We start from the raw sequence: 25,806 nt of genomic DNA, 5'->3' as shown, positions 1-25,806 counted from the left end.
GAGCACCGCGACGAGGAAGGGCCCCGCTCGACGAGCGGGGCCCTTCCTCGTGCCCGGGATCGTGCCGGCCGGGCGGCGTCCGCCCCGTCAGGCGGCGCGCTCGCCGCGCAGCGCCAGCCAGGCCTCGCGACGCTGGGCCTGCAGCGCGGGGTCCGCGACCGGCGAGGCCATCAGCAGGCGGCGGCTGTAGGCGTCCTGCGGGTCGCCCGTGACCTGCTCGCCGTCGCCGGTCTCGACGATCGTGCCGCGGTACATCACCGCGACGCGGTGGCAGACACGGCGCACGACGCCGAGGTCGTGCGAGACGAAGAGGTACGAGACGCCGGTGTCGCGCTGCAGCTCGATGAATAGGTCGAGGATCGTCGCCTGCGTCGTGAGGTCGAGTGCGCTCACCGGCTCGTCGCAGATGATGAGCTTCGGCCGGCGCACGAGCGCCCGCGCGATGGCGATGCGCTGCCGCTGCCCGCCCGAGAACTCGCTCGGGTAGCGGTCGATGACGTGCTTCGGCAGCCGCACCCGGTCGAGCATCTCGCCCACCACGGCCTTCGCCTCGGCGCGGCTCGCACCGGCCGTGGCGAGCGGTTCGGCGAGGATGTCGCCCACCGTCATCAGCGGGTCGAGCGAGCCGTAGGGGTCCTGGAAGACGACCTGGATGTCGGCGGCGAGCGCCCGGCGGTCCCGGCCCGAGGCGTGCGTGATGTCGCGGCCGTCGAAGGCGATCGAGCCGCCAGCGACGGGCACGAGGCCGAGGATCGCCTTGCCGAGGGTCGACTTGCCCGAGCCGGACTCGCCGACGAGGCCGAGGCACTCGCCGGGAGCGATCTCGAGCGAAACCTCGTGCAGCACCCGATTCGGCTTGCGGCGGGTGCCGTACTCGACGACGACGTCCTTCGCCTGCAGCAGCGGCGCGGCGGATGCGGTCGCGCTCATGCGCGCACCTCCTTGCGGTCGGCCTCGGTCGAGGCATCCGTGGTGTCCGTGGTGCTGGTCGGCGTGGGGTCGCCAGCGGTGACGGCAGAGCCGGTCAGCGCGAACGCGCGGTCGAGCTCGGCGCGGCTCTCGGCCCCGTCGAGCGAGGCCGCGATGAGCTCGCGGGTGTACGGGTCGTCCGGGTTCGAGAAGAGCTGCGCCACCTCACCGATCTCGACGAAGGAGCCGTGCCGCATGACGACCACCCGGTCGCAGATGTCGGCGACGACGCCGAAGTTGTGGGTGACGATGACGAGCGCCATCCGGTACTCCTGCTGGAGCTCGCGCAGGAGCTCCAGCACCTCGGCCTGCACCGTCACGTCGAGCGCCGTGGTCGGCTCGTCGGCGACGAGCACCGAGGGCTTCGCGGCGATCGCGCCGGCGATGAGCACGCGCTGGGCCATGCCGCCGGACAGCTCGTGCGGGTACGCCCGCATGACCCGGGGCGGATCGGCGATGCCGACCCGTTCGAGCATCGCGAGCGCCCTGGCCTTCGCGTCGGCGCGGCTCATCCCGTGCACGGCGCGGAGCGGCTCGGTGAGCTGATGCCCGATCGTGAACGAGGGGTCGAGGTTCGTCATCGGCTCCTGCGGCACGTAGCCGATCTCGCGGCCGAGCAGGCGCGCCCGCTCGCGGCGGCCGAGCGCGGTGACGTCCTCGCCGCCGATCCAGATCGCGTCGGCCGTGTAGCTGCCCGTCTTCGGCAGCAGGTCGAGCACCGAGAACACCGTCTGCGACTTGCCGGAGCCGGACTCGCCGACGATGCCGAGCACCTCGCCGGGGGCCACGTCGAGCGTGATGCCGTGCACCACCTCGACCTCGCCGTCGGCGGTCTCGTAGCGCACCCGCAGGTTCTCGATCTGCACCGCCGAGTCCACCGCGGCGTGCGCGACGGCGCCCGTCGAAGCGGTGACGGCGAGCGGCTCGCCGGAGGCCGCGGCGCGCTCCGCCGCGCGGCGGGCGCGTCGCGCCTTCCGCGAGGGCAGTGGGGCGGTGACGCTCACGACGTCGGCGAGCGTCGAGCCGAGCACCGCGAGCGCGGCGATCGAGATGCCGAGGGCGAGCGAGGGCCAGAGCAGCAGCAGCGGATCCGTGCGCATGACGCGGAAGCCCTCGTTCATCGCGGCACCCCAGCCCGGGGTGGTGCCGCCGCCGATGCCGAGGAACTGCAGGCCCGCCTGCATGCCCATCGCCATGCCGGCGGTGAGGGCGGACTGGATGACGATCGGCGCGACGACGGGGCGGATGACGTGCCGCCCCATGATCCGCGCGTGCGAGAGGCCGGAGACCTTCGCCGCGTCGACGTAGGCCTCGTTGCGCACGGCGAGCACCGTCGCACGGGTGAGCCGGAAGTACCCGGGCGCCATGAACACACCGACGGTGACCATGAGCAGGTTGAAGTCGTTGCCGGTGTTCGCGCCGACGATGAGCAGGATGATCATGCCGGGCACCGACTGCACGGCGTCGCTGATCCAGGTGCCGATGCGGTCGGTCGCGCCGCCGAAATACCCTGCCGCGAGGCCCGAGGGCACGCCGATGACGAGCGAGGTCACGATCGCCACGAGTGCGCCCCAGAGCGTGATCTGGGTGCCCCAGATCAGCCGGCTCAGCACGTCGCGGCCGGTCGTGTCGCCGCCGAGCGGGTGCTCGGGGCTCGGCAGGGCGCGGGTGATGGAGAGGTCGACGAAGTTCGGGTCGTACGGGGCGAGCAGCGGCGCGAAGACCGCGACGAGCACGATCAGCACGAGGATGCCGAAGGAGATCGCCCCGGCGGGGCGCTTCAGCAGGCGGACGAAGACGGAGCCGCGACGGCCGGCGCGGGTGTCGATGTTCTCGGTCAGCGGGGAGGTCACTTCACACGCGCCTTCGGGTTGATCCAGCCGAGCAGGATGTCGAGCAGGAAGTTGATGATGACGACGAAGACGACCGTCACGACGGTGATGCCGAGCAGCATCGGGATGTCGCCGTTCTGCGAGGACGCCTGCGTGAGCGGCCCGATGCCGGGCAGCGCGAAGATCTGCTCGACGATGATGGCGCCCGAGAGCAGGCCGACGAACATGAGCGCGAGGATCGTGAGCGAGGGCGGGGCCGAGTTCCGCAGCAGATGCACGACGATCCGCCACTGCGGCAGGCCGCGGCTGCGGAGCGTGCGCATGTAGTCGAGGCCGTCGGCGCGGATGATCGCGTTGCGGAGCTGCTCGGCGATCATCACGACGGCGCCGAGGGCGAGGGAGATCGCGGGCAAGGTGATCGATTGGAGCCATCCGCCGACCGACTCCTGCGGCTGCACGTAGCCGACCGCGGGGAACCACTTGAGCTGCACCGCGAAGGTCATGACGAGCAGGAGCGCCACCCAGAAGCCGGGCAGCGCGAAGAGGATGACGGCGCCGGCCTTCACGAGCTTGTCGATCCAGGTGCCGGGGCGGAGGCCGGCGAGCACGCCGAGCAGGCCGCCGAGCACGGCGGAGAGCAGCACCGCAGCGGTCACGACCGAGAGGGTGACGGGGAGCTTCAGCGCGATCTGCGCGCCGACGGGCTGGAAGTTCTTCCAGGAGTCGCCGAGGTCGCCGCGGACGAGCCCGGCGATCCAGTCGCCGAACTGCACGATCACGGGCCGGTCGGTGCCGATCTTCGCCGCGAGCGCCTGCTGCGCCTCGGGGGTGGCGGCGCTGCCGAGGAGGCCCAGCGTGGGGTCGGGGATCGCGGCGTGCGCCAGGAAGAAGGTCGCGGTCGCCACGACGGCGAGCAGGATCACGCCGGAGACGAGCCGTTTGAGCGTGAAGGTGAGCATGGGGTCTCCTGGATCGGGTGCGGACTCGGGGGAAGCCGGTGGGACGGGACCGCGCGGGCTGCGCGGCCCCGTCCCGAGGCGGTCAGCCCACGACCTCGATCTGGCGGAGCGTCGGGAACATCATGCCGATGACCGGCGTCACCTCGAACTCGGAGGTCGAGATGTAGGTGTTCGTCGACTGGCTCCAGACCGAGAAGAAGGCCTGCTCGGTGACGAGCTCGTTGAGCTTCTCGATCGCGGCGATCTGCTCGTCGCCGGGCTCGGCGGTGAACACCGTGTCGATCTGGGCCTGGATCTCGGGGAACGCCTCGACGCCGGGGTTCGGGTTGTACCACTGCGGCTTCGCAATCTGGCGCTCGACCGTGGCGACCGGGTTGCCGTCCATCGCGATGACCGCGACGAACATGGGGTACTCGGGCGCGACCGACATGTACTGCATGAAGTCGGTCTCCTTGAAGGTGACGCCGATGCCGAGCTCGCCGAAGGTCTGCTCGATGATCGCCTGCCACGGCTGGAACGGCGGGGCCATCGGCATGGTCACGTCGAAGCCGTCGGCGTAGCCCGCCTCGGCGAGCAGCTGCTTCGCCTTCTCGATGTTCGCGGGGTACATGTCGTTCAGCGACTTGACGTAGCCGGGGGTGTCGGCCGGGAACACCTGGTTGGTCGCGACGCCGACGCCCTGACCGATGGTGTCGACGAGCTCCTGCCCGTTGAACGCGTAGTTCAGCGCCTGGCGCACGCGCACGTCGCCGAGCGGCTTGCCCATCTCGGTCGCGCCGAGGCGGTCGCTGAACTGCAGGCCGACCCACATCGAGAGGCCGCTGGCGACGTTCCAGCCGTTGTCGGGGGCCAGGTCCATCGCGGTCTTGTCGCCGTAGATGAGGTTGAACTGACCGCCCTCCATGCCGTTCAGCATGGCGGTCGCGTCCGAGAGCGGCGAGATGGTGAGCGGGTCGAAGGGGAAGTCCTCGGCGGCCCAGTGGTCGGCGACCTTGTCGAAGTGGTACTCCGCGCCGGGCACCGAGCTCGCGCCCAGCGTGTAGGGGCCGGAGCCGACGGGGGCGGTGGCGAGCGAGCCGTCGTCGATGGCCGAGGGCGCCATCATGTAGCTGCGGCCGAGGCCCATGAAGTAGAGGATCGTGTCGTCGCGCTGGGTGAGGTGGATGGCGATGGTGTCCTCGTCGACCGCCTCGAAGCTCTCGACCTTCTGGTACGCCTCCTGCGAGCGGACGCCCGCCTTCAGGTACTCGAGGCTCTTCACGGCGGCTTCGGCGTTGAAGGCCTCGCCGTTGGAGAACTCGGTGTCGGTGCGGAGGTTCATCGTGATGGTGGTGAAGTCGTCGGACACCTCCCAGTCGGTCGCGAGGCCGGGCTGCGGCTGGCCGTCGCCGTCGATGGTCAGCAGCGGGTCGTAGACCGCCGACAGGTAGGGGCCGTCGAAGCCGATGTCGGCGAGCGAGGGGTCCCAGGAGGTGACGTCCAGGAAGTTGCCGATGCTCAGCGGGTGGACCGAGGTCCCGCCGTCACCGTCGGAGGGCGCGTCAGTACCGGACGTGCACGCGGTGAGCGCGAACGCGGCGGCCGCGGCGAGGGCGACGCCTGGCAGTGCCTTCTTCATGTCTTCTTCTCTCGATTGCGGGGAAACAGGTGGGTGCTGCGGGACATCGCGGTCAGGGCGAGTGCCGATCCCTCCGGTCGCGTTCTGCGCGTCGATGCGCCGCGGCGCCGTAGCCGTGGAGCTCGAGAGGTCGTCACCTCGATGTGCCGTGCGGGTAAGTCTACAACTGTTGACAAGAAACACAACACCTGGAGAAAGACGGGGCGGCGACGTGCCCGCGCACGTCGCCGCCCCCGCGGTCCGCCCCCGGAATTCAGGCGATCGAGACGTCCTCCACGAAGGAGATCTCCTTGGCCGCGATGCGCTCCGGGATCCCCTCGAACGCCCCCTGGCGCTCCGGGGAGACGAGGTAGGCGGCCTCGACGCGCTCGAACTCGGCGCGGTCGCCCGGCACGCTCACGGCCCAGACGAACTCGTTCGCCTCCGGCCGCCCGTAGGCGAACTCCACCTCGAACCCGGTGGCGCGCCGCACCGCGGGCATCCGGGTCTCGAACCACTCCACGAACGCCTCGAACTCGCCCTCGACGATCTGATAGCGACGCAACTGCACGGTCTTCATGGCTCAATCATGCCGTGCCCGCGGCATCCTTCCGTCGCCGTATACTCGTTGCGTCCAGGCGCGCCATCCGCGCCGGTGCTCGAAAAATGGGCACGAAGCGAGCCGATGCCGGCGTCGGTTGCGAGACACATACGGAATCCGTCCGTCGCGTCTCGAAAGGCCGCCGCATGCCCACCGTCTCCTCCCACGTCGCCCACGCCCTCTCCGCCCACGTCAGCCACGTCTTCGGCGTGATGGGCAACGGCAACGCCTACTTCCTCGACGCGATCGAGCGCGAGACCGACGCCGTGTTCACCGCCGTGCGCCACGAGGCCGGCGGCGTCGTCGCCGCCGACGCCCACTACCGCGCCTCGAAGCGCCTCGCCGCGGCGACCTCGACCTACGGGGCCGGCTTCACCAACACCCTCACCTCGCTCGCCGAGGCCGCGCAGGCGCGCGTGCCGCTCGTGCTCGTCGTCGGCGACGAGCCGACCTCGGGCCCGCGCCCCTGGGACGTCGACCAGATCGCGCTCGCCTCGGCGGTCGGCGCGCGCACCTATACGGTGGGCCGCGCGGATGCCGCGGCGACCACGGTCATCGCGGTCGAGCACGCCCTGCAGTACCGGCTGCCGGTCGTGCTCGCGATCCCCTACGACGTCGCCGCCGCCGAGGCCGGCCCCCTCGCCGCGGCGCCCTCCCCCGCGCTGCCGGCGCCGATCGCCCCGGCCGGCGAGTTCGCACACGGCCAGCTGAGCGAGATCGCCCGCGCTCTCGCCGGGGCGGAGCGACCGTTCCTCCTCGCCGGCCGCGGCGCCTGGCTCGCCGACGCCGGCGAGGCGCTCGGCGAGCTCGCGGCCGCAGCCGGCGCGCTCACCGCCTCCACCGCGCTCGGCCGGGGCGTCTTCCCCGAGGCGCGCTTCGACCTCGGCGTCACCGGCGGCTTCGGCGCCGACGGCGCGATGGCGCTCGTCCGCGAGGCCGATGTCGCCGTCGTCTTCGGCGCATCGCTGAACCAGTTCACGATGCGCTTCGGCGAACTGTTCGCGCCGGGCACGCGCGTGTTCCAGGTCGATGTCGCCGCCGCGGCGACGCATCCGAACGTGGGCGGCTACGTGCGCGGCGACGCCGGGCTCGTCGCCCGCGAGCTCGTCTCGCAGCTCATCGCCCTCACGGGCGAGGCAGTGCGCCCCGACGGCTGGCGGGAGCGCGTCGACGTCGCCGCCGCGCGGGCCTACGAGCCCGGCGAGGCCGCCGCGCCCGACGGCCGGCTCGACCCGCGCAGCACCGCGCGCCGGATCGCCGAACTGCTGCCCGAGGACCGCGTGGTCGTCTCCGACGGCGGGCACTTCATCGGCTGGGCGAACATGTACTGGCCGGTCGCGGCGCCCGACCGCATGATGATGGTCGGCACCGCGTTCCAGTCGATCGGGCAGGGCTTCCCGAGCGTCGCCGGCGCGGCGGCCGCCCGCCCCGAGGCCACGATCGTGCTCACGACGGGCGATGGCGGCGGCCTGATGGCGATCGCCGACCTCGAGACCGCGATCCGCACGGCGGGCGGACGCGGCGTCGCCGTCGTCTGGAACGACGCCGCCTACGGCGCGGAGGTGAACCTCTACGGCTTGAAGGGGCTCGCTGAAGGCCCGATGCGCATCCCCGAGGCCGACTTCGCGGCCGCGGCGCGCGCGTTCGGCGCGGAGGGCGTCGTCGTGCGCGAGCTCGCCGAGCTCGACGCCCTCGCGGACTGGGCCGCACGCCCGGTGGCGGAGCGCCCGTTCCTGCTCCTCGACTGCCGTATCTCGGGCGACGTGATCGCGCCGTACCAGCACGAGATCATCCGCGTGAACTCCCGCTGACCCCGGATGCCTCGCGCGCGAGGCGCTGGATCGTATACGATCAACGCAAGCGCCCGACGAGGAAGTGGAGCCCGCGTGCTGAATCAGTCCACCATCGAGGCGATCGCCGACGAACTGTTCATCGCCGATCGCGACCGCGGCATCGTGCCGCGGCTCACCGCCCGCCACGACGGCATGACCGTCGAGGACGCGTACGCCGTGCAGAAGCTCTGGGCCGAGCGCCGCGCCGCCGCCGGGGCCCGCCTCGTCGGCCGCAAGATCGGCCTCACCTCGAAGGTGATGCAGGTCGCGACGGGCATCACCGAACCCGACTACGGCGTGATCTTCGACGACATGGTGTTCGAGTCCGGCGCGACGGTCGAGTACGACCGCTTCTCGAACGTGCGCATCGAGGTGGAGCTCGCCTTCGTGCTCGCGAAGCCGCTCGCAGGCCCGAACACGACGATCTTCGACGCGCTCGACGCGACCGCCTACGTCGTGCCGGCCCTCGAGATCCTGAACTCGCACATCGAGCTCGAGGGCCGCACGATCGTCGACACCATCAGCGACAACGCCGCGATGGGCGGCATGGTGCTCGGCGGTCGTCCGGTCAAGGTGGACGAGCTCGACCTGCGCTGGGTCGGCGCGCTGCTGTACCGCAACCAGACGATCGAGGAGTCGGGCGTCGCCGCGGCCGTGCTCGGCCACCCCGCGATGGGCGTCGCCTGGCTCGCGAACAAGCTCGCGCAGCACGGGCAGTCCCTCGAGGCGGGCGAGATCGTGCTCGCGGGCTCGTTCACCCGGCCGATGTGGGTCGAGCGCGGCGACACCGTGCACGCCGACTACGGCCAGCTGGGGGCGATCACGTGCCGATTCGAATGAACGCCCCGCAGACGTTCTCGGCCCGCCTCGCCGCGGCCGACCGCCCGCAGATCGGCATGTGGGTCTGCTCGGCCAGCCCGATCGTCGCCGAGGTCGCCGCGGGCAGCGGCGTGGACTGGGTGCTGCTCGACGCCGAGCACTCCCCCAACGACCTGCGGTCGATCCTGCACCAGCTGTACGCGATGTCGGCCTACCCGGTCTCGGCCGTGGTGCGGCCGCCGATCGGCGACGCCGTGCTCATCAAGCAGTACCTCGACCTCGGCGTGCAGAACCTGCTCGTGCCGATGGTCGACTCGGCCGAGCAGGCCCGCGAGCTCGTCCGCGCCGTACGCTACCCGGGCCCGGCCGGCGGCGACGTCGCTCCCGCCGAGCACGGCGCGCGCGGCGTCGGCGCCTCGCTCGCCCGCTCCTCCCGGTGGAACCGCATCGAGGGCTACCTCGGCCGGGCTTCCGAGACGGTGAGCCTCATCGTGCAGATCGAGTCGGCGGCCGCGGTCGCGAATGTCGAGGAGATCCTCGCGGTCGACGGCGTGGACGCCATCTTCATCGGGCCGGCCGATCTCGCGGGCTCGATGGGCCTGCTCGGCCAGCCGAGCCATCCGGACGTCGTCGACGCCGCGCTGACCGCGATCCAGGCCGCGCGCGCGGCCGGCAAGCCCGCCGGCATCAACGCCTTCGTCCCGGCGGACGCCGACCGCTATCTCGCCGAGGGCGCGGCGTTCGCCGCCGTCGGCGCCGACGTCGCGATCCTGGCGCGCGCCTCGGAGGCACTCGCCGACCGCTTCATCGGGGCGCACCCCGCGAACGAGCGGGCCGGCGACGGCGCGGTTGCCTCCGGCGCGATCGCCTCGGACGCGAGCACCCCCCGCGAGAGCTACTGAGCGCCGGCACTTCCGCCGCGTCGCCAGATCGTATATCATTTCAGATACAACGAGACGAGGACGTCAATGACCTTCGGTATCCCCACCCCGGGCAAGATCATCGCGGTGCACCTCAACTACCCGTCGAGGGCCGCGCAGCGCGGCCGCACCCCCGCCCAGCCGAGCTACTTCTTCAAGCCGGCCTCCTCGCTCGCCGCGACCGGCGGCACCATCGAACGTCCCGCCGACACCGAACTGCTCGCCTTCGAGGGCGAGATCGCGATCGTCATCGGCGCGCCCGCGCGCTGGGTCTCCCCCGAGAACGGCTGGTCGCACATCGCCGCCGTGACCGCAGCCAACGACTTCGGCGTCTACGACCTGCGCTCGGCCGACAAGGGCTCGAACGTGCGCAACAAGGGCGGCGACGGCTTCACGCCGATCGGCCCGGCCGCGATCCCCGCCTCAGTCGCCGGGCAGGACGGATGGCGCGTCCGCACCTGGGTCAACGGCGAACTCGTGCAGGAGGACACCTCCGACACGCTCCTCTTCCCCTTCGGCCGCCTCGTCGCCGACCTCTCCCAGCACCTCACCCTCGAGACCGGCGACGTGATCCTCACCGGCACGCCGGCCGGTTCCTCCGTCGTCGTCCCGGGCGATGTCGTCGAGGTCGAGGTCGACGCCCCCGCCGCGCCCGGCGCGCCGAGCACCGGCCGCCTCGTCACCACGGTCACCCAGGGCGAGCACGCCTTCGGCGACTTCGGCACGAAGCCCGCCATCGACGACGACCAGCGCCTCGAGGCCTGGGGCAGCGAAGCCGAGCTGCTCGCCGCGGTCGCCGACGGCCGCGCGAGCGCGCCCGACTCCGCCGCCGCCGTGCGCGAGGCCGCGCCGGCCGGCCTCGACCCCGAGGTGCGCGAACTCCTCTCGCAGGCTGCTGTCGCGACGATCTCCGCGGCCCTGCGCAAGCGCGGCTACCACGACGTCTTCATCGAGGGCGTCTTCCCGAACCACGCCGGCGACCGCATCGTCGGCACCGCGAAGACGCTGCGGTTCATCCCCTTCCGCCCCGACCTCTTCAAGGAGCACGGCGGCGGCTTCAACGCGCAGAAGCGCGCCTTCGATCAGGTCGCCCCCGGCGAGGTCCTCGTCGTGGAGGCCCGCGGCGAGCGCGGCACCGGCACCGTGGGCGACGTGCTCGCCCTGCGCGCCCAGGTGCGCGGCGCCGCCGGCATCGTCACCGACGGCGGGGTGCGCGACTTCGACGCGGTCGCCGAGTTCGAGATCCCCGTGTTCTCGCAGGGCCCGCACCCGAGCGTGCTCGGCCGCCGCCACGTACCGTGGGAGACCGACGTCACGATCGCCTGCGGCGGCGCCGCCGTGCAGCCCGGCGACGTGATCGTCGGCGACGGCGACGGCGTGCTCGTCATCCCCGCCGCCATCGCCGCCGAGGTCGCCGCCGAGGCCGCCGCGCAGGAGCGCGAGGACGCCTGGGTCGCCGAGCAGGTGGCCGCCGGGGCATCCGTCGACGGCCTCTTCCCCATGAACGCGGAGTGGCGCGCGAAGTACGAGGCCGAGCGCGCGGAGGCGTCCCGATGAACGAGAGCAAGGCGCAGCAGGCGTACCGCTTCATCCGCGAGCGCATCGACGACGGCCGCTACGTGCCGGGCTTCCGGCTCGTGCTCGGCACGATCGCGCGGGAGCTCGGCGTCTCGGTCGTCCCCGTCCGCGAGGCGATCCGCCTGCTCGAGGCCGAGGGGCTCGTCACCTTCGAGCGCAACGTCGGCGCGCAGGTGGCCCTCATCCAGGAGACCGAGTACCTGCACACCATGCAGACCCTCGCCCTCGTCGAGGGCGCCGCGACCGCACTCGCCGCGCCGACGCTCACGGCGGAGCACGTCGCCCGGGCCCGCGCCGTGAACGAACGGATGCGCGAGAGCCTCGACGCCTTCGACCCGCACCGCTTCACCGCGCTGAACCTCGAGTTCCACGCCGTGCTCTTCGAGGAGTGCCCGAACCCGCACATCCTCGACCTCGTGCACCGCGGCTGGAACCGCATGAAGGTGCTGCGCGACTCCTCGTTCAGCTTCGTGCCGGGCCGCGCGCAGTCCTCCGTCGAGGAGCACGAGGCCATCCTCCGGCTCATCGAGGACGGCGCCGCCGCGATCGAGATCGAGCTGGCCGCCCGCGGTCACCGCACCGCGACGCTCGACGCCGTGCTCGCCTACCAGGCCGAGCAGCACGCGCACACCCCGACCCCCTGAGCCCCACCGGCGCCGCCGCAACGGTTCGGCGCCACGACACGATGAAGGTGAGAACCGCATGACCGACGCGTACCGCCCGGCCGATCTGCCGGAGAAGATCCAGCACTACATCGACGGCGAGTTCGTCGACTCGATCGACGGCGACACGTTCGAGGTGCTGAACCCCGTCACGAACGAGACCTACGTGCACGCCGCCGCCGGCAAGAAGGCCGACGTCGAGCGCGCCGTCGCCGCCGCCAAGCGCGCCTTCCAGGAGGGCCCCTGGCCGCGGATGCTCCCCCGCGAGCGCTCGCGCGTGCTGCACAAGATCGCCGACCTCGTCGAGTCGCGCGACGCCCGGCTCGCCGAGCTCGAGTCCTTCGACTCGGGCCTGCCGATCACCCAGGCGCTCGGCCAGGCCCGCCGCGCCGCCGAGAACTTCCGCTTCTTCGCCGACCTGATCGTCGCCCAGGCCGACGACGCCTTCAAGGTCCCCGGCCGGCAGATGAACTACGTGAACCGCAAGCCGATCGGCGTCGCGGGGCTCATCACGCCGTGGAACACCCCGTTCATGCTCGAGTCGTGGAAGCTCGGCCCCGCCCTCGCGACCGGCAACACGGTCGTGCTGAAGCCGGCCGAGTTCACCCCGCTCTCCGCCTCGCTCTGGGCCGGCATCTTCGAGGAGGCGGGCCTGCCGAAGGGCGTCTTCAACCTCGTGAACGGCCTCGGCGAGGACGCCGGCGACGCGCTCGTGAAGCACCCCGACGTGCCGCTCATCTCGTTCACCGGCGAGAGCAGCACCGGGCAGCTCATCTTCGGCAACGCCGCGCCGTACCTGAAGGGCCTCTCGATGGAGCTCGGCGGCAAGAGCCCGGCGGTCGTGTTCGCCGACGCCGACCTCGACGTCGCGATCGACGCCTGCATCTTCGGCGTCTTCTCGCTGAACGGCGAGCGCTGCACCGCGGGCAGCCGCATCCTCGTGCAGCGCGACGTCTACGACGAGTTCGTCGAGCGCTACGCGGCGCAGGCGAAGCGCGTGAAGGTCGGCCACCCGCACGACCCGGCGACCGAGGTCGGCGCGCTCGTGCACCCCGAGCACTACGACAAGGTGATGAGCTACGTCGAGCTCGGCAAGACTGAGGGCCGCCTCGTCGCGGGCGGCGGTCGCCCCGAGGGCTTCCCCGAGGGCAACTACGTCGCCCCGACGGTCTTCGCCGACGTCTCGCCCGATGCGCGCATCTTCCAGGAGGAGATCTTCGGACCGGTCGTCGCGATCACCCCGTTCGACACCGAGGAGGAGGCGCTCGCCCTCGCGAACAACACGAAGTATGGGCTCGCCGCCTACATCTGGACGAACGACCTGAAGCGCGCCCACAACTTCGCGCAGTCGGTCGAGGCCGGCATGGTGTGGCTGAACTCGAACAACGTGCGCGACCTGCGCACCCCGTTCGGCGGCGTCAAGGCCTCGGGCCTCGGCCACGAGGGCGGCTACCGCTCGATCGACTTCTACACCGACCAGCAGAGCGTGCACATCACGCTCGGCGCCCCGCACAACCCGACGTTCGGCAAGCAGGAGGTCCACGAATCGGACCTCGACGACCCGGACCCCCGCTGACCGGCCCACGCCCCAGACTCCACCCCAGGCAAGGACGCTGACATGACCCACCGCGACGAAATGACCCTCACCTCCTCCGGCTTCTACGTGAGCCAGGAGGCCCCGATCCACAGCGATAACCCGGTGCCGACGCCCTCGGCGCCCGCTCCAGACATCCTGCGCTGCGCGTACATGGAGCTCATCGTGACCGACCTCGCGGCCTCCCGCGTGTTCTACGTCGACGTGCTCGGGCTGTACGTCACCGAGGAGGACGAGGAGGCGATCTACCTCCGCTCCACCGAGGAGTTCATCCACCACAACCTCGTGCTGCGCCAGGGCCCCGTCGCCGCCGTCGCGGCCTTCTCGTACCGGGTGCGCACCCCGGAGGACCTCGACAAGGCGGTGGCGTTCTACTCGGAGCTCGGCTGCCGCGTCGAGCGCCGGGCGGAGGGCTTCACGAAGGGCATCGGCGACTCGGTGCGCGTCGAGGACCCGCTGGGCTTCCCCTACGAGTTCTTCTTCCAGACCGAGCACGTCGAGCGGCTGTCGTGGCGCTACGACCTGCACACGCCGGGCGAGCTCGTGCGCCTCGACCACTTCAACCAGGTCACCCCCGACGTGCCGCGCGCCGTGAACTTCATGCAGTCGCTCGGCTTCCGCGTCACGGAGGACATCCAGGACGAGGAGGGCACGGTCTACGCGGCGTGGATGCGTCGCAAGCCCACGGTGCACGACACGGCGATGACGGGCGGCGACGGGCCGCGCATGCACCATGTCGCCTTCGCCACGCACGAGAAGCACAACATCCTCGCGATCTGCGACAAGCTCGGCTCGCTGCGCCGCTCCGACGCGATCGAGCGCGGACCGGGCCGTCACGGCGTCTCGAACGCGTTCTACCTGTACCTGCGCGACCCCGACGGCCACCGCGTCGAGATCTACACGCAGGACTACTACACCGGTGACCCCGACAACCCCGTGGTCACCTGGGACGTGCACGACAACCAGCGCCGCGACTGGTGGGGCAACCCGGTCGTGCCGAGCTGGTACACGGATGCCTCGCTGGTGCTCGACCTCGACGGCAACCCGAAGCCCGTCGTCGCCCGTACCGACGACAGCGAGATGGAGGTCACGATCGGGGCCGACGGCTTCTCGTACACGCGGAAGGGCGACGAGGAGCAGGGCTTCAAGCTCGGCAACACCCTCTGAGCCGCCGCCTCACGCCACGCACGAACGCCGCCCGACGGCCCCGTCTTCCGGGGATCGCCGGGCGGCGTTCAGCGTCTCAGGAGCGTCCCGCGTCGCGGGGCGCTCAGGCCGTGCGGCGACGACGCGCGGCGAGGAGCCCGGCACCGGCCCCGACGACGAGCAGCGCGCCGAGCGCGAACGGCAGCGGCTCCGCGCCGGTCTCGGCGAGCCGCGGCCCTGCGGGTTCGGCCGCCGGCGTGACCGGCTCGGGCGCGGGCAGGGGCGGGAGCGACCAGACGAGCGTCACGGACGCTGCGCCGGGGTTCGGCTCCCCGGCCACCGCGGCGAGCCCGTCCGCGAGGAAGCCCGACCCGCCGCCGCCGGCGCCCACGACGTCGATCATGATCTCGTCCCCGCCGTCGACGGCGTCGAGCGCGACCGCGCCACCGCCGCCGCCCGTGTATCCACCACCACCGGCACCCGCCTGGAAGCGGTCGTCTTGCACCGCGAGCGTCCCGCCGGCGCCGCCCGCGGAGAGCGTGATCGTGCCGGGCGCGCTCGAAGCGCCGGCCTCGCCTGCATCGCCGCTCGCGCCGCCGGTCCCGCCGGCGCCGCCCGAGAGGCCGCCACCCGCCCCGTTGAACGCGCCGGTGCCGAACGTCGTCCCGTCGCCGCCGGGTGCGACGCCCGGCGCGCTCGGCGCACCGCCGGCCCCGCCCGGATAGGCGGCGAAGAGCTGGTCGGGGAGTTCGAAGCGCCCGGCGTAGCCGCCGTCGCCTCCGCCGCCGGCCACGACGAGGAGTGCGCCTGCGGCATCCGCGAGCGCGCTGCCCTGGCCGGCCCCGCCGACGAGGACCGTGAGCGCGCTGCCGCCGAGACTCGTTCCGAGGGTCACGGTGCTGACGCCGCCCGCGCCGCCGACGGCGTCGGGGAAGAGGCCGAGCGCCGCCGCCGCGGGCGAGCCCGCCGCGCCCGACACGGTCGCCTGCAGCGAGACGACGCCGGCCGGGATGCTGATCGTGTGCAGGCCCGCGGTGTCGAACACCGTGGTGCAGTTCGTGCGGCACTCGGCGGCGGGCGCCGAATCGGCGGCAGCGGGAGCGGCTGCCGAGACCGCGGCGAACAGCAGGCCGGCGGCGAGCGCGGCCGGGACGATCCGGGCTGGGGTCGAGGTCACGGGGGAGGCTCCTCTCGCGGGCACGCGCATCGGGCCCGGGCGAGGACGACTCTAGCGCCCCGAATCGCCGGCGCGACGCCCGGCCCACCCCCAGTTCGGGAGCGCTGCCCGTTCAGCCCAGGAAGCGGATGGCGGCGTCCTTGAACGTGCGCGAGGTCAGCGTCGAGACGTGGTCCCGGCCGGGAATCTCGAGGAAGTCGGCGCCCCACTCGCGGGCGAGCTCGGCGGCACCGCGCGGCACCGGGTCGAGCGCCCCCGCGACGAGCAGCGCCGGCAGGCCCGGCGGCAGCTCCAGGGGCGCGCCGGCGACCCCCTCGATGCAGGCGAGCAGCGCCTCGGGATCGGCGCCGGAGCGGAGCGCCGTGCCGAGCACCGCACGCATGACGGCGTCCTCCGGCCCGCGCGCTGCGGCATCCGGAGCGTCGTCCGCTCGTGGCGCCGACCTGTCCGCCGTGCGGAGCAGCTGCCGAGCGCGCCCGAGGTCCCAGCTCGCGAAGAGCTCCTCCGGTCCCGTCCCGCCGATCACGATGCGCCGCACCCGCGCGGGCTCGCGCCGGGCGAGGGCGGCCGCGATGCGGCTGCCGAGGGAGTAGCCGACGACGTCGGCCCGCCTGGCGCCGATCGAGTCCAGCACGGCCGCGAGATCCGCCCCCTGCACCTCGGCGCGATAGGCGGACGGCTCGAGCGGGGCGTCGCTGTCGCCGTGGCCGCGGAGGTCGACCGTCACGACCTCGCGCCCGGCCCGGCCGAGCGCCTCGACCCAGCCGGTGCCCTGCCAGGTGATCGCGCCGTCGGCGCCGAAGCCGTGCACGAGGAGCACGGGCGGCAGCGCCGCGGCGTGATCGGCGGTCGCCTCCGCCGCCGGGGTGCGTCGGTACGCGATGAGCGAGCCGTCCTCCGCCTCGGCGTGCAGGACAGGCCCCGCCGCCCCGGGCAGGGTCGGGCTCACGCTTCGGCCCGCCCCGTGCGCCCTCGGCTCATGCGTCGGCCGCGACGATCTCGGCGCCCGCGTGGCCGAGCTCGGCGAGCGCCGCCTCGGACGACTCCGGCGCGACGCCGGCGACGAGCCCGATGAGCACGCGCACGCGCTGCCCGTGCTCGAGTGCGTCGAGGGCGCTCTGCCGTACGCAGTAGTCGGTCGCGATGCCGACGACGTCGACCTCGGTGATGCCGCGTTCGGCCAAGAGGTCGGCGATGCCGCGACCAGCCTCGTCGGTGCCCTCGAAGATCGAGTAGGCGGGCTCGCCCTGGCCCTTGCGGATGTGCACGTCGACGTCGGTGACGTCGAGCGCCGGATGGTACTCGGCGCCGGGCGTTCCTGCGACGCAGTGCACCGGCCAGGTGTCGACGAAGTCTGGCGCCGCATCGCGGGCGAAGTGGCCGCCGTTGTCACTGTCGCCGTCGTGCCAGTCGCGCGAGGCGACGACGAGCTCGTACTCGTCCCGGTGCTCGGCGAGGTAGTCGGTGACGCCCGCCGCGACGGCGGCCCCGCCGTCGACCCCGAGCGCCCCGCCCTCGGTGAAGTCGTTCTGCACGTCGATGATGAACAGCGCCTTCGTCATGCCTCCATTGTGCCCTCGCCGGGCGCGCTCGGCACCTCGCCGCAGCACCGCCGGCCCGACGCGGCCGGACGGATCAGCGGTTCGACAGCTGAGCGCCGCAGCGGTAGAAGCCGGTCGCGAGCGTGTCGATCGCCTGCTTCGCGTCGTCGGAGACGTCGCCGAGGGCGTAGATCGCGAACGTCAGGGTCGTGCCGTCCGCGGCGTGGATGACGCCCGCGAGCGTGTAGCCGGTGTCGATCCATCCGGTCTTCGCGATGACCTGGCCGTCGGCGACCGCGTTGTCGCCCGTGAAGCGGTCGTCGTAGGAGAGGGAGCCGCGCTCCCCCGCGACCGGCAGCCCGTCGAGCAGCACGCCGAGCTGTCCCTCGCGCGCCGCGATCTTCTGGAACAGCCGCGTGAGATACGCGGGCGGCACGGCATTGTCGTCGGACAGCCCGGAGCCGTCGACGATCACGATGCCCGAGGTGTCGACGCCGTAGCCCGCCAGGCCCTGCAGCACCCCCGCGTTGATGGCGTCGAAGCTGTTGCCCGCACCGGTCTCGATCGCCACGAGACGGGCGAGCATCTCGGCCACCGTGTTGTCGGAGACGACGAGCGCCTTGTCGACGAGCTGCGCGACCGTCGGGGAGGACACTGCGCCGAGCTGCGCCGCGCCCGCTGGCGCCGTTCCCCGCTCGATCGTCCCGATGCCGCCGAGCTCGTCGGCGAAGGCCTGCCCGGCGCGCCCGACCGGGTCGTCGCTGCGGAACGAGGTGTTCGAGAACGGATCGTCTCGGTCGCCGTCGACCATGAGCGCCGCGATGTTCGACATGTAGCCGTCGTCGCGCTCCTTCAGGTTCCAGCTCGGCTGCCACTCCTCGCCGCCGAAGTAGCTCGCGTCGAGCACGAGACGGGTGAGCGGCGGGTTCGACGGGTCCGCGTCCCACGCGGCGCGCACCTGCGCGGCGAGATCGTCGAGATGCGCGGCCCCCGGGTAGACGCCCTCGTCGCCGCTCGGCGTGCGTGAGAGGGTGACGTCTCCGCCGCCGACGAGCACGGCGGTGCCGGGCTCAGCGCCCTTCACGACGGTCGTGGTGGCCCGGTAGTCGGGACCGAGCACGGCGAGGGCGGCCGCCGAGGTCAGGACCTTCATGACGCTCGCCGTGCGCGACGGCGTCGAGCCGCCCCGGTCGAACAGCACCTCGCCGGTGCCGGCGTTCACGACCTGGGCCTGCAGCGCTGCGAGGCGCGGGTCGGCCGCGAGGTCGGCGACCGAGCAGGTGCGGAGTGCGACGGCGGCCGCGACGGCGTCGGGGCTGGGTCGCGGCTCGGCCGTCGGGGTCGACGCCGCCGCCGCGGCGACGCGAGCGGGGGCCGGCGGCGTGCGGGTGGCGGCCCCCACGGCGAGTGCCCCGCCTCCCAGGAGGAGCAGGCCGATCACCCCGGCGCCGATCGCGGTCGCGAGGCGGTGCGCACCGAGGACGGCGCGCACTCGGCTGAGCAGGCCGCTGGATGCGGGGTCGGTCGAAGCGCTCGCACCCCCGGGTGCACGCGCCTCATCCATCCGCTCGTTCACCAGGGCATTCTACGGAGGGGATGCCTCCACGCTTCCTGAGCGCGGCTCAGCACCAGGGTGCGGTGACGACGCGCGACGACGGCGTCACTCCCCCGGGTAGCGCAGGCCGATCTCGGCGCGGATCGCGTCGAGCGTGCCCATGATCCCCACCGTCTCGGCGGTCGACAGCAGCTCGCCGCCGTCGAGGCGACCGGCGGCGACGAGCGCCTCGAACGCCGCGGCCTGGAACTGCATCCCGCGCCCCTCGACCCGTGATTCGTACGTCTCGAGCACGCCGCCGTCGGCCGCGATGAGCCGGAAGCTCGTCGGCGAGTACCAGACCTCGTCGATCTCGATGCGCGCGGCCGTGCCGATGACCGCGGCGCGGTTCGGGCCCCGGGTGTCGCTCGCGGAGTACGTGGTGGCGGTGCGCCCGCCCGAGTACTGGAAGATCGTCGCGATCTGCGCGTCGGCGCCCGTCTCCTTGAACACGGCGGAGGAGCGGATGGCGGCGGGTTCGCCGAAGAGGTCCCACGCGAACGAGATCGGGTAGATGCCGAGGTCGAGCAGGGCGCCGCCGCCGAGCTCGAGCGCGTTGATGCGGTGGGCGGGGTCGTCGCTCAGCAGCTGGGTGTGGTCGGCGATGAGCGAGCGTACCTCGCCGAGCGCGCCGGCCGCGATCAGCTCGCGGATGCGCACCATGTGCGGCAGGTAGCGCGTCCACATCGCCTCGAGCGCCAGCCGGCCGTTCGCCACGGCGGCTTGGCGGATGCGCTCGGCGTCGGCGCGGTTCAGGGCGAACGGCTTCTCGACGAGCACGTGCTTGCCGGCTTCGAGCGCCGCGACGGCGTTCTCGGCGTGCAGCGGATGCGGCGTGGAGACGTAGACGACGTCGACCTCGGGGTCGGCGAGCAGCGCCTCGTAGCCCGCGTGCGCCGTGGGGATGCCGAACTCCGCCGCGAAGGCGGCGGCCGACGCCGCGCTGCGCGAGCCGACGGCGCGCACGTCGAAGCCGGCGAGCTTCAGGTCGGCGGTGAAGAGGCGGGCGATGCCGCCCGTCGCGAGGATGCCCCAGCGGAGTCGATCGGTCATGGGGCAAGCCTAGGGCCGCGGGCCCGGTCTTCTCTCGCCGGCTCCGCCCCTGTCCCCAGATCGGGGAGGCTGCGGATTCCGGCGGCCTCGCCTAGCGTGCAGGTCATTCCCGTCCTCCGCGGGAACGTGCGAACGGCCCGGCGATCCCGGGCCTTTCGTCTTGGGCCCTCATATACTTCCGGGATGTCCGCGCCGCCGACGATCCGCAGCCTCCTCGAGTTCGGGGGCGACCGCCTGCTGCTGCTCGTGCCGGGCGATTCCCCGGACTCGATCGAACGACCGATCTCCTGGGTGCACGGCTCGGACCTGCCGGACCCGACGCCGTTCCTCGCCGCCGGCCACCTGCTGCTCACCGACGGCGCGCAGTTCCCGCCTGGCGCGACGCCGGACGAGCGCTACGAGGACTACGTCGCGCGACTGCAGCGGCACGGTATCGTCGGGCTCGGCTTCGGCGCGCGGCTGCACCACGGCGAGACACCGGCCGCGCTCATCGCGGCCTGCCGAGCACACGGGCTGCCGCTCATCGAGATGACCGACCTCACGCCCTACCTCGCGTACATCCAGTTCGTGGCGGAGGCGCTTGACGCGCAGCGCACCGAGCGGATCCGCTGGTCGGTCGCCGCGCAGCGCGCACTCACGAAGGCCGCGCTCCGCCCCGACGGACTCGCCTCGATCGTCGCCGAGCTCGAGCGGCAACTCGACTGCCGGGTGCTGCTGTTCGACGCGGCGGGTTCCCAGCTCGCCTCCGACCGTTCGCGACCGGCCGCGCCCGGGCTGCGGACCGCGGTCGCCGAAGCCCTCGGCCGCGGCGTGCGGGGCGCCTCCAGGCTCGAGGTGGATGGGCTCGAGTACGCCCTCCAGACGATCGGGGTCGAGCATCTGGACGGCGCGATCGTCCTGGCCGGGTTGCGCGACCGCGATCCCTCGGCCACCGACCTCGTGAACAGCGTCATCGCCTTCGCGAGCCTCGCGCTCGCCCAGCACCGCGCCCTCGCCGCCGCACGTCTGCATCTTCGGGACGGCGTGCTGCAGCAGCTCCTCGGCGGGGCGGTGGAACTCGCCGGGCGCACCGCCCGCGACGCGTGGGGCGAGCTGCCCGGCCCGCCGCTCGGCGTCTTCGTGCTCGACGCTGCGCCCGAGACCGATCTCGTGCTCGACGCCCTCGAACTCGCGGCGAACGCGAACACGGGCGGGCTGTTCTTCGGTCGCCACGACGGCCGCATCGTCGTGCTCGTCGAGGCGGCCGCCGAGGCGACGGTCCGCCGCGTGATCGCACAGCATGCGCTGCGGGCCGGGCGCACGACCGCGACGAGTCTCGCGGGACTGCCCGGCGCGCTCGACGACGCGAGCGTGGCCCTGCGCCGCGCGCCGGGCGGCATCGCGCCGCACGTCGCCGAGTACCGCGACCTCACCGCCGGCGGGGTGCTCGGCGCACTCGCCGCCGAGGGTGCCGGCGAGCTCGCGCGCGCCACGCTGCGCACCCTGCGGGAGCACGACGAACGCACCGGCGGCGAGCTCTGGGACGCGGTCGAAGCGTGGATCGAGCACGACTGCGCCTGGGAGCCGGCCGCGCGGCGGCTCGGCGTGCACCGGCACACGCTCCGCCACCGGATCGACGCCGCGGGCGAGCTGCTCGGCCTCGATCCTTCCGGACTCCGCGGTCGGCTCGAGCTCTGGGCGGCCGTGCAGCTCAGCCGGGGCTGACGGCCGGTTCGGCCGCGAGCTGCTCGGCCATGATGCCGAGCAGCTCGTAGGCGAGGTTCGCGGCGGCGACGGCGGTGATCGCCGCGTGGTCGAACGGCGGCGACACCTCGACGATGTCCGCGCCGACGAGGTTCAACGCCCGCATCCCTCGGAGGATCTCGAGCAGCTCGCGACTCGTCATGCCGCCGGCCTCCGGCGTGCCGGTGCCGGGCGCCATCGACGGGTCGAGCACGTCGATGTCGATCGATACGTACACGGGCGCGTCGCCGACGCGATCGAGGATCCGCCGCAGCACGCCGGGCGCGCCGATCGCGTCGAGCTCGCGGCTGTGCACCGCCGTGAAGCCGAGCCGCTCGTCGTCCAGCAGGTCGTCGCCGCTGTAGAGCGAACCGCGCAGCCCCACGTGGGCGGAGCGATCGCGCCGCAGCAGTCCCTCCTCGCTCGCCCGCCGGAACGGCGAGCCGTGCGTGTACGCCTCCCCGAAGTAGGTGTCCCAGGTGTCGAGATGGGCATCGAAGTGCACGAGCGCGACCGGGCCGTGCGCCTCCGCCACGGCCCGGAGCGCCGGCAGCGCCACGGTGTGATCGCCGCCGAGCGCCACGAAGCGCCGCCCGGGCCCGCTGAGCGCGCGGAACCCCCGCTCCATCTCGCCCAACGCGGTCGCGATGTCGAAGGGGTTGGCGTCGAGGTCTCCGGCGTCGGCGACCTGCACGAGGTCGAACGCCGCGACGCCGAGCGCCGGATTGAACGGCCGCAGCAGGCGGGAGGCCTCGCGGATCGCCGCGGGGCCGAAGCGGGCTCCGGGTCGGAAGGTCACGCCGGCGTCGAAGGGCACCCCCACCACCGCGAGCGCGGCGTCCGCCACATCCTCGAGCCGCGGCAGCCGCGCGAAGGTGCTGAAGCCCGCGTAGCGCGGCGAGCGCTGCCCGTCCACCGGTCCGATGATCATCGTGCTCCCTCCGCGAGCGGCATCCGCTCGTCCGTCGTCTCGTCGGGCCGCGGCTCGGCCTCGTACACCTGCGCGCCGCCGACCCAGGTCTGGAGCACACGGATCGCGGGCACCTCGTCGGTCCCGACGAGGTAGGGGTCGCGGTCGAGCACGACGAAGTCCGCGAAGCGGCCCGGTTCGAGGGAGCCGACCGCGTGCTCCCGGCTGATCGAGGCCGCGGCGGTCGCCGTGTGGCCGAGGATCGCCTCGGCGAGGGCGAGCTGCAGTTCCGGTCCGCCGAGCACCCGGCCGCCGGCCGTTCGCCGGGTCACCGCCGCGTGCACCGCCTCGAGCGGCCCGGGCGGGCAGACCGGGGCGTCCGAGGAGAGCACGACGGGCGCCCCGGCATCGCGGATCTCGCCCAGCGGGGTCAGCCGTTCGGCGCGGTCGCCGAGCGCCTCCAGCAGTTCGTCGCCGTAGCGGGCGAGGTACTGCGGCTGGGTGATCGGCCAGAGCTCGAGCTCCGCGGCGCGACGCACCTGCTCCTCGCTGGGCCCGCCGAAGTGCTCGATGCGGTGCCGGAGCGCTCGGCCCCCCGTCTGCAGGCGCTCGTGGATGTCGAGGACGAGCTCGATCGCGGCGTCGCCCTGCGCGTGGGTCGCGGTGGGCAGCCCGAGCGCAGTGACCCGCTCGATCATGCCCTCGAGCTCCCCGTCGGGGTGATAGAGGTAGCCGAAGTCAGATGGGTCGCAGCAGTACGGGGAGCTGAACCGCGCGGTCGCGGCGGTCAGCGCCCCGTCGGAGTACAGCTTCACCCCGGCGATCGCGAGCTGCTCGTCGCCGAGTCGCCCCGCCACGCCGAGCTGCTCGAGCTGCTCGATCAGGCTCGAGATCACGAGGAGTTCCGCACGCAGCGTCAGTTCGCCGCGGTCTCGGGCGCGCAGGTACGTGCCGAGCTCACGCGCGGTGACCTGGGCATCGACGACCGAGGTCACACCGACCGAGTGCAGCTCGCGCTGCGCGGCGGCGAGCTGCGCGCCGAGCTCCTCCGCGTCGTCGGAGAGGTGGAAGTTCGGCCCGTTGTTGCCGATCTTCACGCCGGCGACGCCGGTCAGCCAATCGGCGGCGGCATCCCAGAACGTCCCGTCGGGCGCACCGTCGCCATCGCGGCCGAGGTGGCCGCCCTCCGGATCCGCCGTCTCGGCGGTGATGCCGAGCGCGCGCAGCACCGCCGAGTTCGCGATGGCGCCGTGCCCGCTCGAGTGGAAGACGAGCACCTCCCGATCGGTGCTGACCCGGTCGAGGTCGTGCCGGTTCAGCATCCGCCGCTCAGCGACGTTGCCGTGATGGAAGCCGCGCCCGCGGATCGCGCCCGGCCGCGCCTCGCCGCGCTCGCGGAGCCGCTCGACGACGTCGCCGATGCTCGGTGCGGCCGTCCAGCTGCAGTCGACCCACGAGGCGAACTGCCCGTGCATGAGCGGGTGGCAGTGCGCGTCGACGAAGCCGGGCAGCACGGTCAGCTCGCCGAGTTCGAGCTCCTCGGGCGTCGTGAAGGCGTGGGCGCGGCAGTCGTGCAGCGATCCCGCCGCCGCGATCCGGCCGTCGCGGACGAGGATCGCCTCGACGAGGCGCTCCGAGCCGCTCGGCCGGATCCGGCCGCTGACGATGAGTTCGGTGACGGCGGTCATGCGACGGTCCCCCGTTCGACGCGCGCGGCCAGCCCGCGGGTCGCGAGCACGCAGCCGATCGCCACGAGGCAGAGCAGGGCGAGGTAGGCGAAGATCAGCACCGGCGAACCCTCGGACATGCCGAGCAGCGTCGGCAGCACGATCGGGGTGAGCGCCCCGGCCGTGAGCGCGGAGCCCTGGTAGGCGAGCGAGGTGCCGGTGTATCGCACTCGCACCGGGAAGATCGACGCGAGCACGGCGGCGATCGGCCCGTAGTTGAAGCCGGTGAACAGCGCCGTCACGGCGAGCATGACCGTGATCACGAGGAACGAGCCCGTGTGCGCGAGCAGGTACAGCGGCACCACGACGATCATGATGCCCGCGAGGCCCACGGCGACGACGTACTGCGGTCGCCATCGATCGCCGAGCCAGCCCGCGAGCGGCACGAAGGCCATCTCGAAGAGGCCGGCGATGATGAGCGCGTTCAGCACCAGCTCCGTCGGCACGCCGGCCTGCTCCGAGGAATAGGCGAGGAAGAAGGACGACGTCACGTAGTAGCCGCCGGTGGCGACGAGCATGGCGCCGATGCCGATGAGCAGTGGCTTCGGGGTGCGGAACACCTCGCGCACGGGGGCCGCCGAGAGCTCCTGCGCGCTGCGGGCCGAGACGAACTCGGGCGACTCGCCGACGACCGAGCGGATGATGAGCCCGATGACCACCAGCACGGCGCTGAAGAGGAAGGGGATGCGCCACGAGCCCGCGAGGAGGCCGTCGCCGATGTGTTCCGAGATCGCGAACACGGCCGAGGAGAGCGTCGCGCCCACCGAGGAGCCGAGCTGCGCGAAGGAGCCGTAGAAGGAGCGGCGCTCGGCGGGTGCGTGTTCGATCGCGAGCAGTGCGGCGCCGCCCCACTCGCCGCCCATGGCCACGCCCTGCAGCAGGCGAAGGGTGATGAGCAGGAGCGGGGCGAGCGGGCCCACCACCTCGTAGGAGGGCAGCAGGCCGATGCCGAAGGTGCCGACGCCCATGAGCAGCAGCGTGGCGATGAGCACGGGCTTGCGTCCGAAGCGATCGCCCAGGTGCCCGAAGAGGAACGCGCCGATGGGGCGTCCGAGATACCCGAAGGAGGTCGTGCCGAAGGCCACGATCGTGGCGAGCACCGGGTTCATGTCCGGCGGGAAGAACACGTGCCGGAACACGAGGGCGGCCGCCGTCGCGTAGATGAAGAAGTCATACCATTCGATGCTCGTGCCGGCGAGCGCGGCGAGCGCGGCTCGGCGGGGTCGGGCGACGGTGCGGGGTTCGGTGGATGTCACGATCGTTTCCTCACTGAAGCGATGCGGATCGGGGGGAAGCCGGGCGCCGTGCGATCGGCGACCGGTACCGACGAGGCTAGGCGCGGCCGAAGCGCGCGGACAATGCGACGAATGTCCAATTCACGGCACTTCAAGTGACAGATGTCGCCAGGCCGTCCGGGCCCAGAAATGACGAATGCCTCCTCCCACGGAACGGGAGAAGGCATGTCGTGTGTGGAGCCGCCTGTGGGAATCGAACCCACGACCTATTCATTACGAGTGAATCGCTCTGCCGACTGAGCTAAGGCGGCGTGACGGCCGCGGCGCGAGCGCTGCGG

Annotated in this window: 21 protein-coding genes and 1 tRNA gene; 8 read left to right on the top strand and 14 right to left on the bottom strand. The window is 72.7% G+C overall.

What is annotated here, in order from left to right:
- Positions 1-87: 87 nt before the first annotated feature.
- The 5 genes from QSJ60_RS08210 to QSJ60_RS08190 all read right to left on the bottom strand — a co-directional run bounded on the left by QSJ60_RS08210 (position 88) and on the right by QSJ60_RS08190 (position 5,937).
- On the bottom strand, positions 88-930 hold the full coding sequence (locus tag QSJ60_RS08210) for an ABC transporter ATP-binding protein (RefSeq protein WP_230767688.1): 843 nt from the start codon (positions 928-930) through the stop codon (positions 88-90).
- Complete coding sequence (locus QSJ60_RS08205; RefSeq protein WP_285463261.1) at positions 927-2,822, bottom strand: dipeptide/oligopeptide/nickel ABC transporter permease/ATP-binding protein; 1,896 nt, start codon at positions 2,820-2,822, stop codon at positions 927-929. The genes QSJ60_RS08210 and QSJ60_RS08205 overlap by 4 nt, the downstream gene beginning before the upstream one ends.
- Positions 2,819-3,760, bottom strand: a complete 942-nt coding sequence (locus QSJ60_RS08200) for an ABC transporter permease (RefSeq protein WP_230767685.1) — start codon at positions 3,758-3,760, stop codon at positions 2,819-2,821. The genes QSJ60_RS08205 and QSJ60_RS08200 overlap by 4 nt, the downstream gene beginning before the upstream one ends.
- An 82-nt stretch (positions 3,761-3,842) precedes the next feature.
- Positions 3,843-5,378: an ABC transporter substrate-binding protein gene (locus QSJ60_RS08195; protein WP_230767682.1), complete on the bottom strand. Its 1,536-nt coding sequence runs from the start codon at positions 5,376-5,378 to the stop codon at positions 3,843-3,845.
- A gap of 253 nt (positions 5,379-5,631) precedes the next feature.
- The gene (locus tag QSJ60_RS08190; RefSeq protein ID WP_230767680.1) at positions 5,632-5,937 is read right to left on the bottom strand and encodes a hypothetical protein; all 306 of its coding nucleotides are present in this window, start codon (positions 5,935-5,937) and stop codon (positions 5,632-5,634) included.
- 167 nt (positions 5,938-6,104) lie between these two features.
- Between QSJ60_RS08190 and QSJ60_RS08185 the strand changes: the two genes are divergently transcribed.
- The 7 genes from QSJ60_RS08185 (at position 6,105) to hpaD (ending at position 14,530) form a co-directional block, all read left to right on the top strand.
- Positions 6,105-7,769: a thiamine pyrophosphate-binding protein gene (locus QSJ60_RS08185; RefSeq protein WP_285463260.1), complete on the top strand. Its 1,665-nt coding sequence runs from the start codon at positions 6,105-6,107 to the stop codon at positions 7,767-7,769.
- Between the two features lie 75 nt (positions 7,770-7,844).
- Positions 7,845-8,630, top strand: a complete 786-nt coding sequence (gene hpaH, locus QSJ60_RS08180; protein WP_285463259.1) for a 2-oxo-hept-4-ene-1,7-dioate hydratase — start codon at positions 7,845-7,847, stop codon at positions 8,628-8,630.
- Positions 8,615-9,511 (top strand): aldolase/citrate lyase family protein, encoded by an 897-nt coding sequence (locus QSJ60_RS08175; RefSeq protein ID WP_285463258.1) that lies wholly within the window; start codon positions 8,615-8,617, stop codon positions 9,509-9,511. Before hpaH ends, QSJ60_RS08175 begins: the two co-directional genes overlap by 16 nt.
- A gap of 66 nt (positions 9,512-9,577) precedes the next feature.
- Positions 9,578-11,086 carry a fumarylacetoacetate hydrolase family protein gene (locus tag QSJ60_RS08170; protein ID WP_285463257.1) on the top strand — a complete coding sequence of 503 codons (1,509 nt, stop codon included), beginning with the start codon at positions 9,578-9,580 and terminating at the stop codon, positions 11,084-11,086.
- Entirely contained in the window at positions 11,083-11,751 is a 669-nt protein-coding gene (locus QSJ60_RS08165) for a GntR family transcriptional regulator (RefSeq protein ID WP_189084449.1), read from the top strand. Before QSJ60_RS08170 ends, QSJ60_RS08165 begins: the two co-directional genes overlap by 4 nt.
- A 58-nt stretch (positions 11,752-11,809) precedes the next feature.
- Positions 11,810-13,345 (top strand): 5-carboxymethyl-2-hydroxymuconate semialdehyde dehydrogenase, encoded by a 1,536-nt coding sequence (gene hpaE / locus QSJ60_RS08160; RefSeq protein WP_285463256.1) that lies wholly within the window; start codon positions 11,810-11,812, stop codon positions 13,343-13,345.
- Positions 13,346-13,387: 42 nt separating this feature from the next.
- Positions 13,388-14,530 (top strand): 3,4-dihydroxyphenylacetate 2,3-dioxygenase, encoded by a 1,143-nt coding sequence (hpaD, locus tag QSJ60_RS08155; RefSeq protein WP_189084447.1) that lies wholly within the window; start codon positions 13,388-13,390, stop codon positions 14,528-14,530.
- Between the two features lie 103 nt (positions 14,531-14,633).
- Here hpaD and QSJ60_RS08150 read toward each other — a convergent pair whose 3' ends face one another.
- From QSJ60_RS08150 to QSJ60_RS08130, 5 genes are all read right to left on the bottom strand, one after another.
- A complete protein-coding gene (locus QSJ60_RS08150; protein ID WP_285463255.1) occupies positions 14,634-15,686 on the bottom strand; it encodes a hypothetical protein in 1,053 nt (350 codons plus the stop codon).
- A gap of 112 nt (positions 15,687-15,798) precedes the next feature.
- Positions 15,799-16,635 carry an alpha/beta fold hydrolase gene (locus QSJ60_RS08145; RefSeq protein WP_285463254.1) on the bottom strand — a complete coding sequence of 279 codons (837 nt, stop codon included), beginning with the start codon at positions 16,633-16,635 and terminating at the stop codon, positions 15,799-15,801.
- A 28-nt stretch (positions 16,636-16,663) separates the two neighbouring features.
- Positions 16,664-17,248 carry an isochorismatase family protein gene (locus tag QSJ60_RS08140; RefSeq protein ID WP_285463253.1) on the bottom strand — a complete coding sequence of 195 codons (585 nt, stop codon included), beginning with the start codon at positions 17,246-17,248 and terminating at the stop codon, positions 16,664-16,666.
- 73 nt (positions 17,249-17,321) lie between these two features.
- Positions 17,322-18,803: a D-alanyl-D-alanine carboxypeptidase/D-alanyl-D-alanine endopeptidase gene (dacB, locus tag QSJ60_RS08135; RefSeq protein WP_285463252.1), complete on the bottom strand. Its 1,482-nt coding sequence runs from the start codon at positions 18,801-18,803 to the stop codon at positions 17,322-17,324.
- 84 nt (positions 18,804-18,887) lie between these two features.
- Positions 18,888-19,874: a Gfo/Idh/MocA family protein gene (locus QSJ60_RS08130; RefSeq protein ID WP_285463251.1), complete on the bottom strand. Its 987-nt coding sequence runs from the start codon at positions 19,872-19,874 to the stop codon at positions 18,888-18,890.
- A gap of 183 nt (positions 19,875-20,057) precedes the next feature.
- Between QSJ60_RS08130 and QSJ60_RS08125 the strand changes: the two genes are divergently transcribed.
- A complete protein-coding gene (locus QSJ60_RS08125; protein WP_285463250.1) occupies positions 20,058-21,578 on the top strand; it encodes a PucR family transcriptional regulator in 1,521 nt (506 codons plus the stop codon).
- Here QSJ60_RS08125 and speB read toward each other — a convergent pair.
- From speB to QSJ60_RS08105, 4 genes are all read right to left on the bottom strand, one after another.
- Positions 21,565-22,527 carry an agmatinase gene (gene speB / locus QSJ60_RS08120; protein WP_285463249.1) on the bottom strand — a complete coding sequence of 321 codons (963 nt, stop codon included), beginning with the start codon at positions 22,525-22,527 and terminating at the stop codon, positions 21,565-21,567. The genes QSJ60_RS08125 and speB overlap by 14 nt on opposite strands.
- On the bottom strand, positions 22,524-24,194 hold the full coding sequence (locus QSJ60_RS08115) for an amidohydrolase (RefSeq protein WP_285463248.1): 1,671 nt from the start codon (positions 24,192-24,194) through the stop codon (positions 22,524-22,526). Before QSJ60_RS08115 ends, speB begins: the two co-directional genes overlap by 4 nt.
- Positions 24,191-25,489: an MFS transporter gene (locus tag QSJ60_RS08110; RefSeq protein WP_285463247.1), complete on the bottom strand. Its 1,299-nt coding sequence runs from the start codon at positions 25,487-25,489 to the stop codon at positions 24,191-24,193. The genes QSJ60_RS08115 and QSJ60_RS08110 overlap by 4 nt, the downstream gene beginning before the upstream one ends.
- 214 nt (positions 25,490-25,703) lie before the next feature.
- Positions 25,704-25,779, bottom strand: a tRNA-Thr gene (locus QSJ60_RS08105).
- Positions 25,780-25,806: the final 27 nt, after the last annotated feature.

It is taken from the genome of Agromyces sp. NBRC 114283 (genome assembly GCF_030268405.1).
GTDB lineage: Bacteria > Actinomycetota > Actinomycetes > Actinomycetales > Microbacteriaceae > Agromyces > Agromyces mediolanus.
Note: the sequence above shows the minus strand (reverse complement) of the source record. Positions and strands in the feature narration are given on the sequence as shown.

Coding starts and splice junctions, on each gene's coding strand:
- QSJ60_RS08140 (WP_285463253.1), bottom strand. CDS start 17,248: ATGACGAAGGCGCTGTTCATCATCGACGTGCAGAACGACTTCACCGAG.
- QSJ60_RS08210 (WP_230767688.1), bottom strand. CDS start 930: ATGAGCGCGACCGCATCCGCCGCGCCGCTGCTGCAGGCGAAGGACGTC.
- QSJ60_RS08190 (WP_230767680.1), bottom strand. CDS start 5,937: ATGAAGACCGTGCAGTTGCGTCGCTATCAGATCGTCGAGGGCGAGTTC.
- QSJ60_RS08195 (WP_230767682.1), bottom strand. CDS start 5,378: ATGAAGAAGGCACTGCCAGGCGTCGCCCTCGCCGCGGCCGCCGCGTTC.
- QSJ60_RS08165 (WP_189084449.1), top strand. CDS start 11,083: ATGAACGAGAGCAAGGCGCAGCAGGCGTACCGCTTCATCCGCGAGCGC.
- hpaD (WP_189084447.1), top strand. CDS start 13,388: ATGACCCACCGCGACGAAATGACCCTCACCTCCTCCGGCTTCTACGTG.
- speB (WP_285463249.1), bottom strand. CDS start 22,527: ATGATCATCGGACCGGTGGACGGGCAGCGCTCGCCGCGCTACGCGGGC.
- QSJ60_RS08200 (WP_230767685.1), bottom strand. CDS start 3,760: ATGCTCACCTTCACGCTCAAACGGCTCGTCTCCGGCGTGATCCTGCTC.
- QSJ60_RS08125 (WP_285463250.1), top strand. CDS start 20,058: ATGTCCGCGCCGCCGACGATCCGCAGCCTCCTCGAGTTCGGGGGCGAC.
- QSJ60_RS08115 (WP_285463248.1), bottom strand. CDS start 24,194: ATGACCGCCGTCACCGAACTCATCGTCAGCGGCCGGATCCGGCCGAGC.
- QSJ60_RS08130 (WP_285463251.1), bottom strand. CDS start 19,874: ATGACCGATCGACTCCGCTGGGGCATCCTCGCGACGGGCGGCATCGCC.
- QSJ60_RS08170 (WP_285463257.1), top strand. CDS start 9,578: ATGACCTTCGGTATCCCCACCCCGGGCAAGATCATCGCGGTGCACCTC.
- hpaE (WP_285463256.1), top strand. CDS start 11,810: ATGACCGACGCGTACCGCCCGGCCGATCTGCCGGAGAAGATCCAGCAC.
- QSJ60_RS08185 (WP_285463260.1), top strand. CDS start 6,105: ATGCCCACCGTCTCCTCCCACGTCGCCCACGCCCTCTCCGCCCACGTC.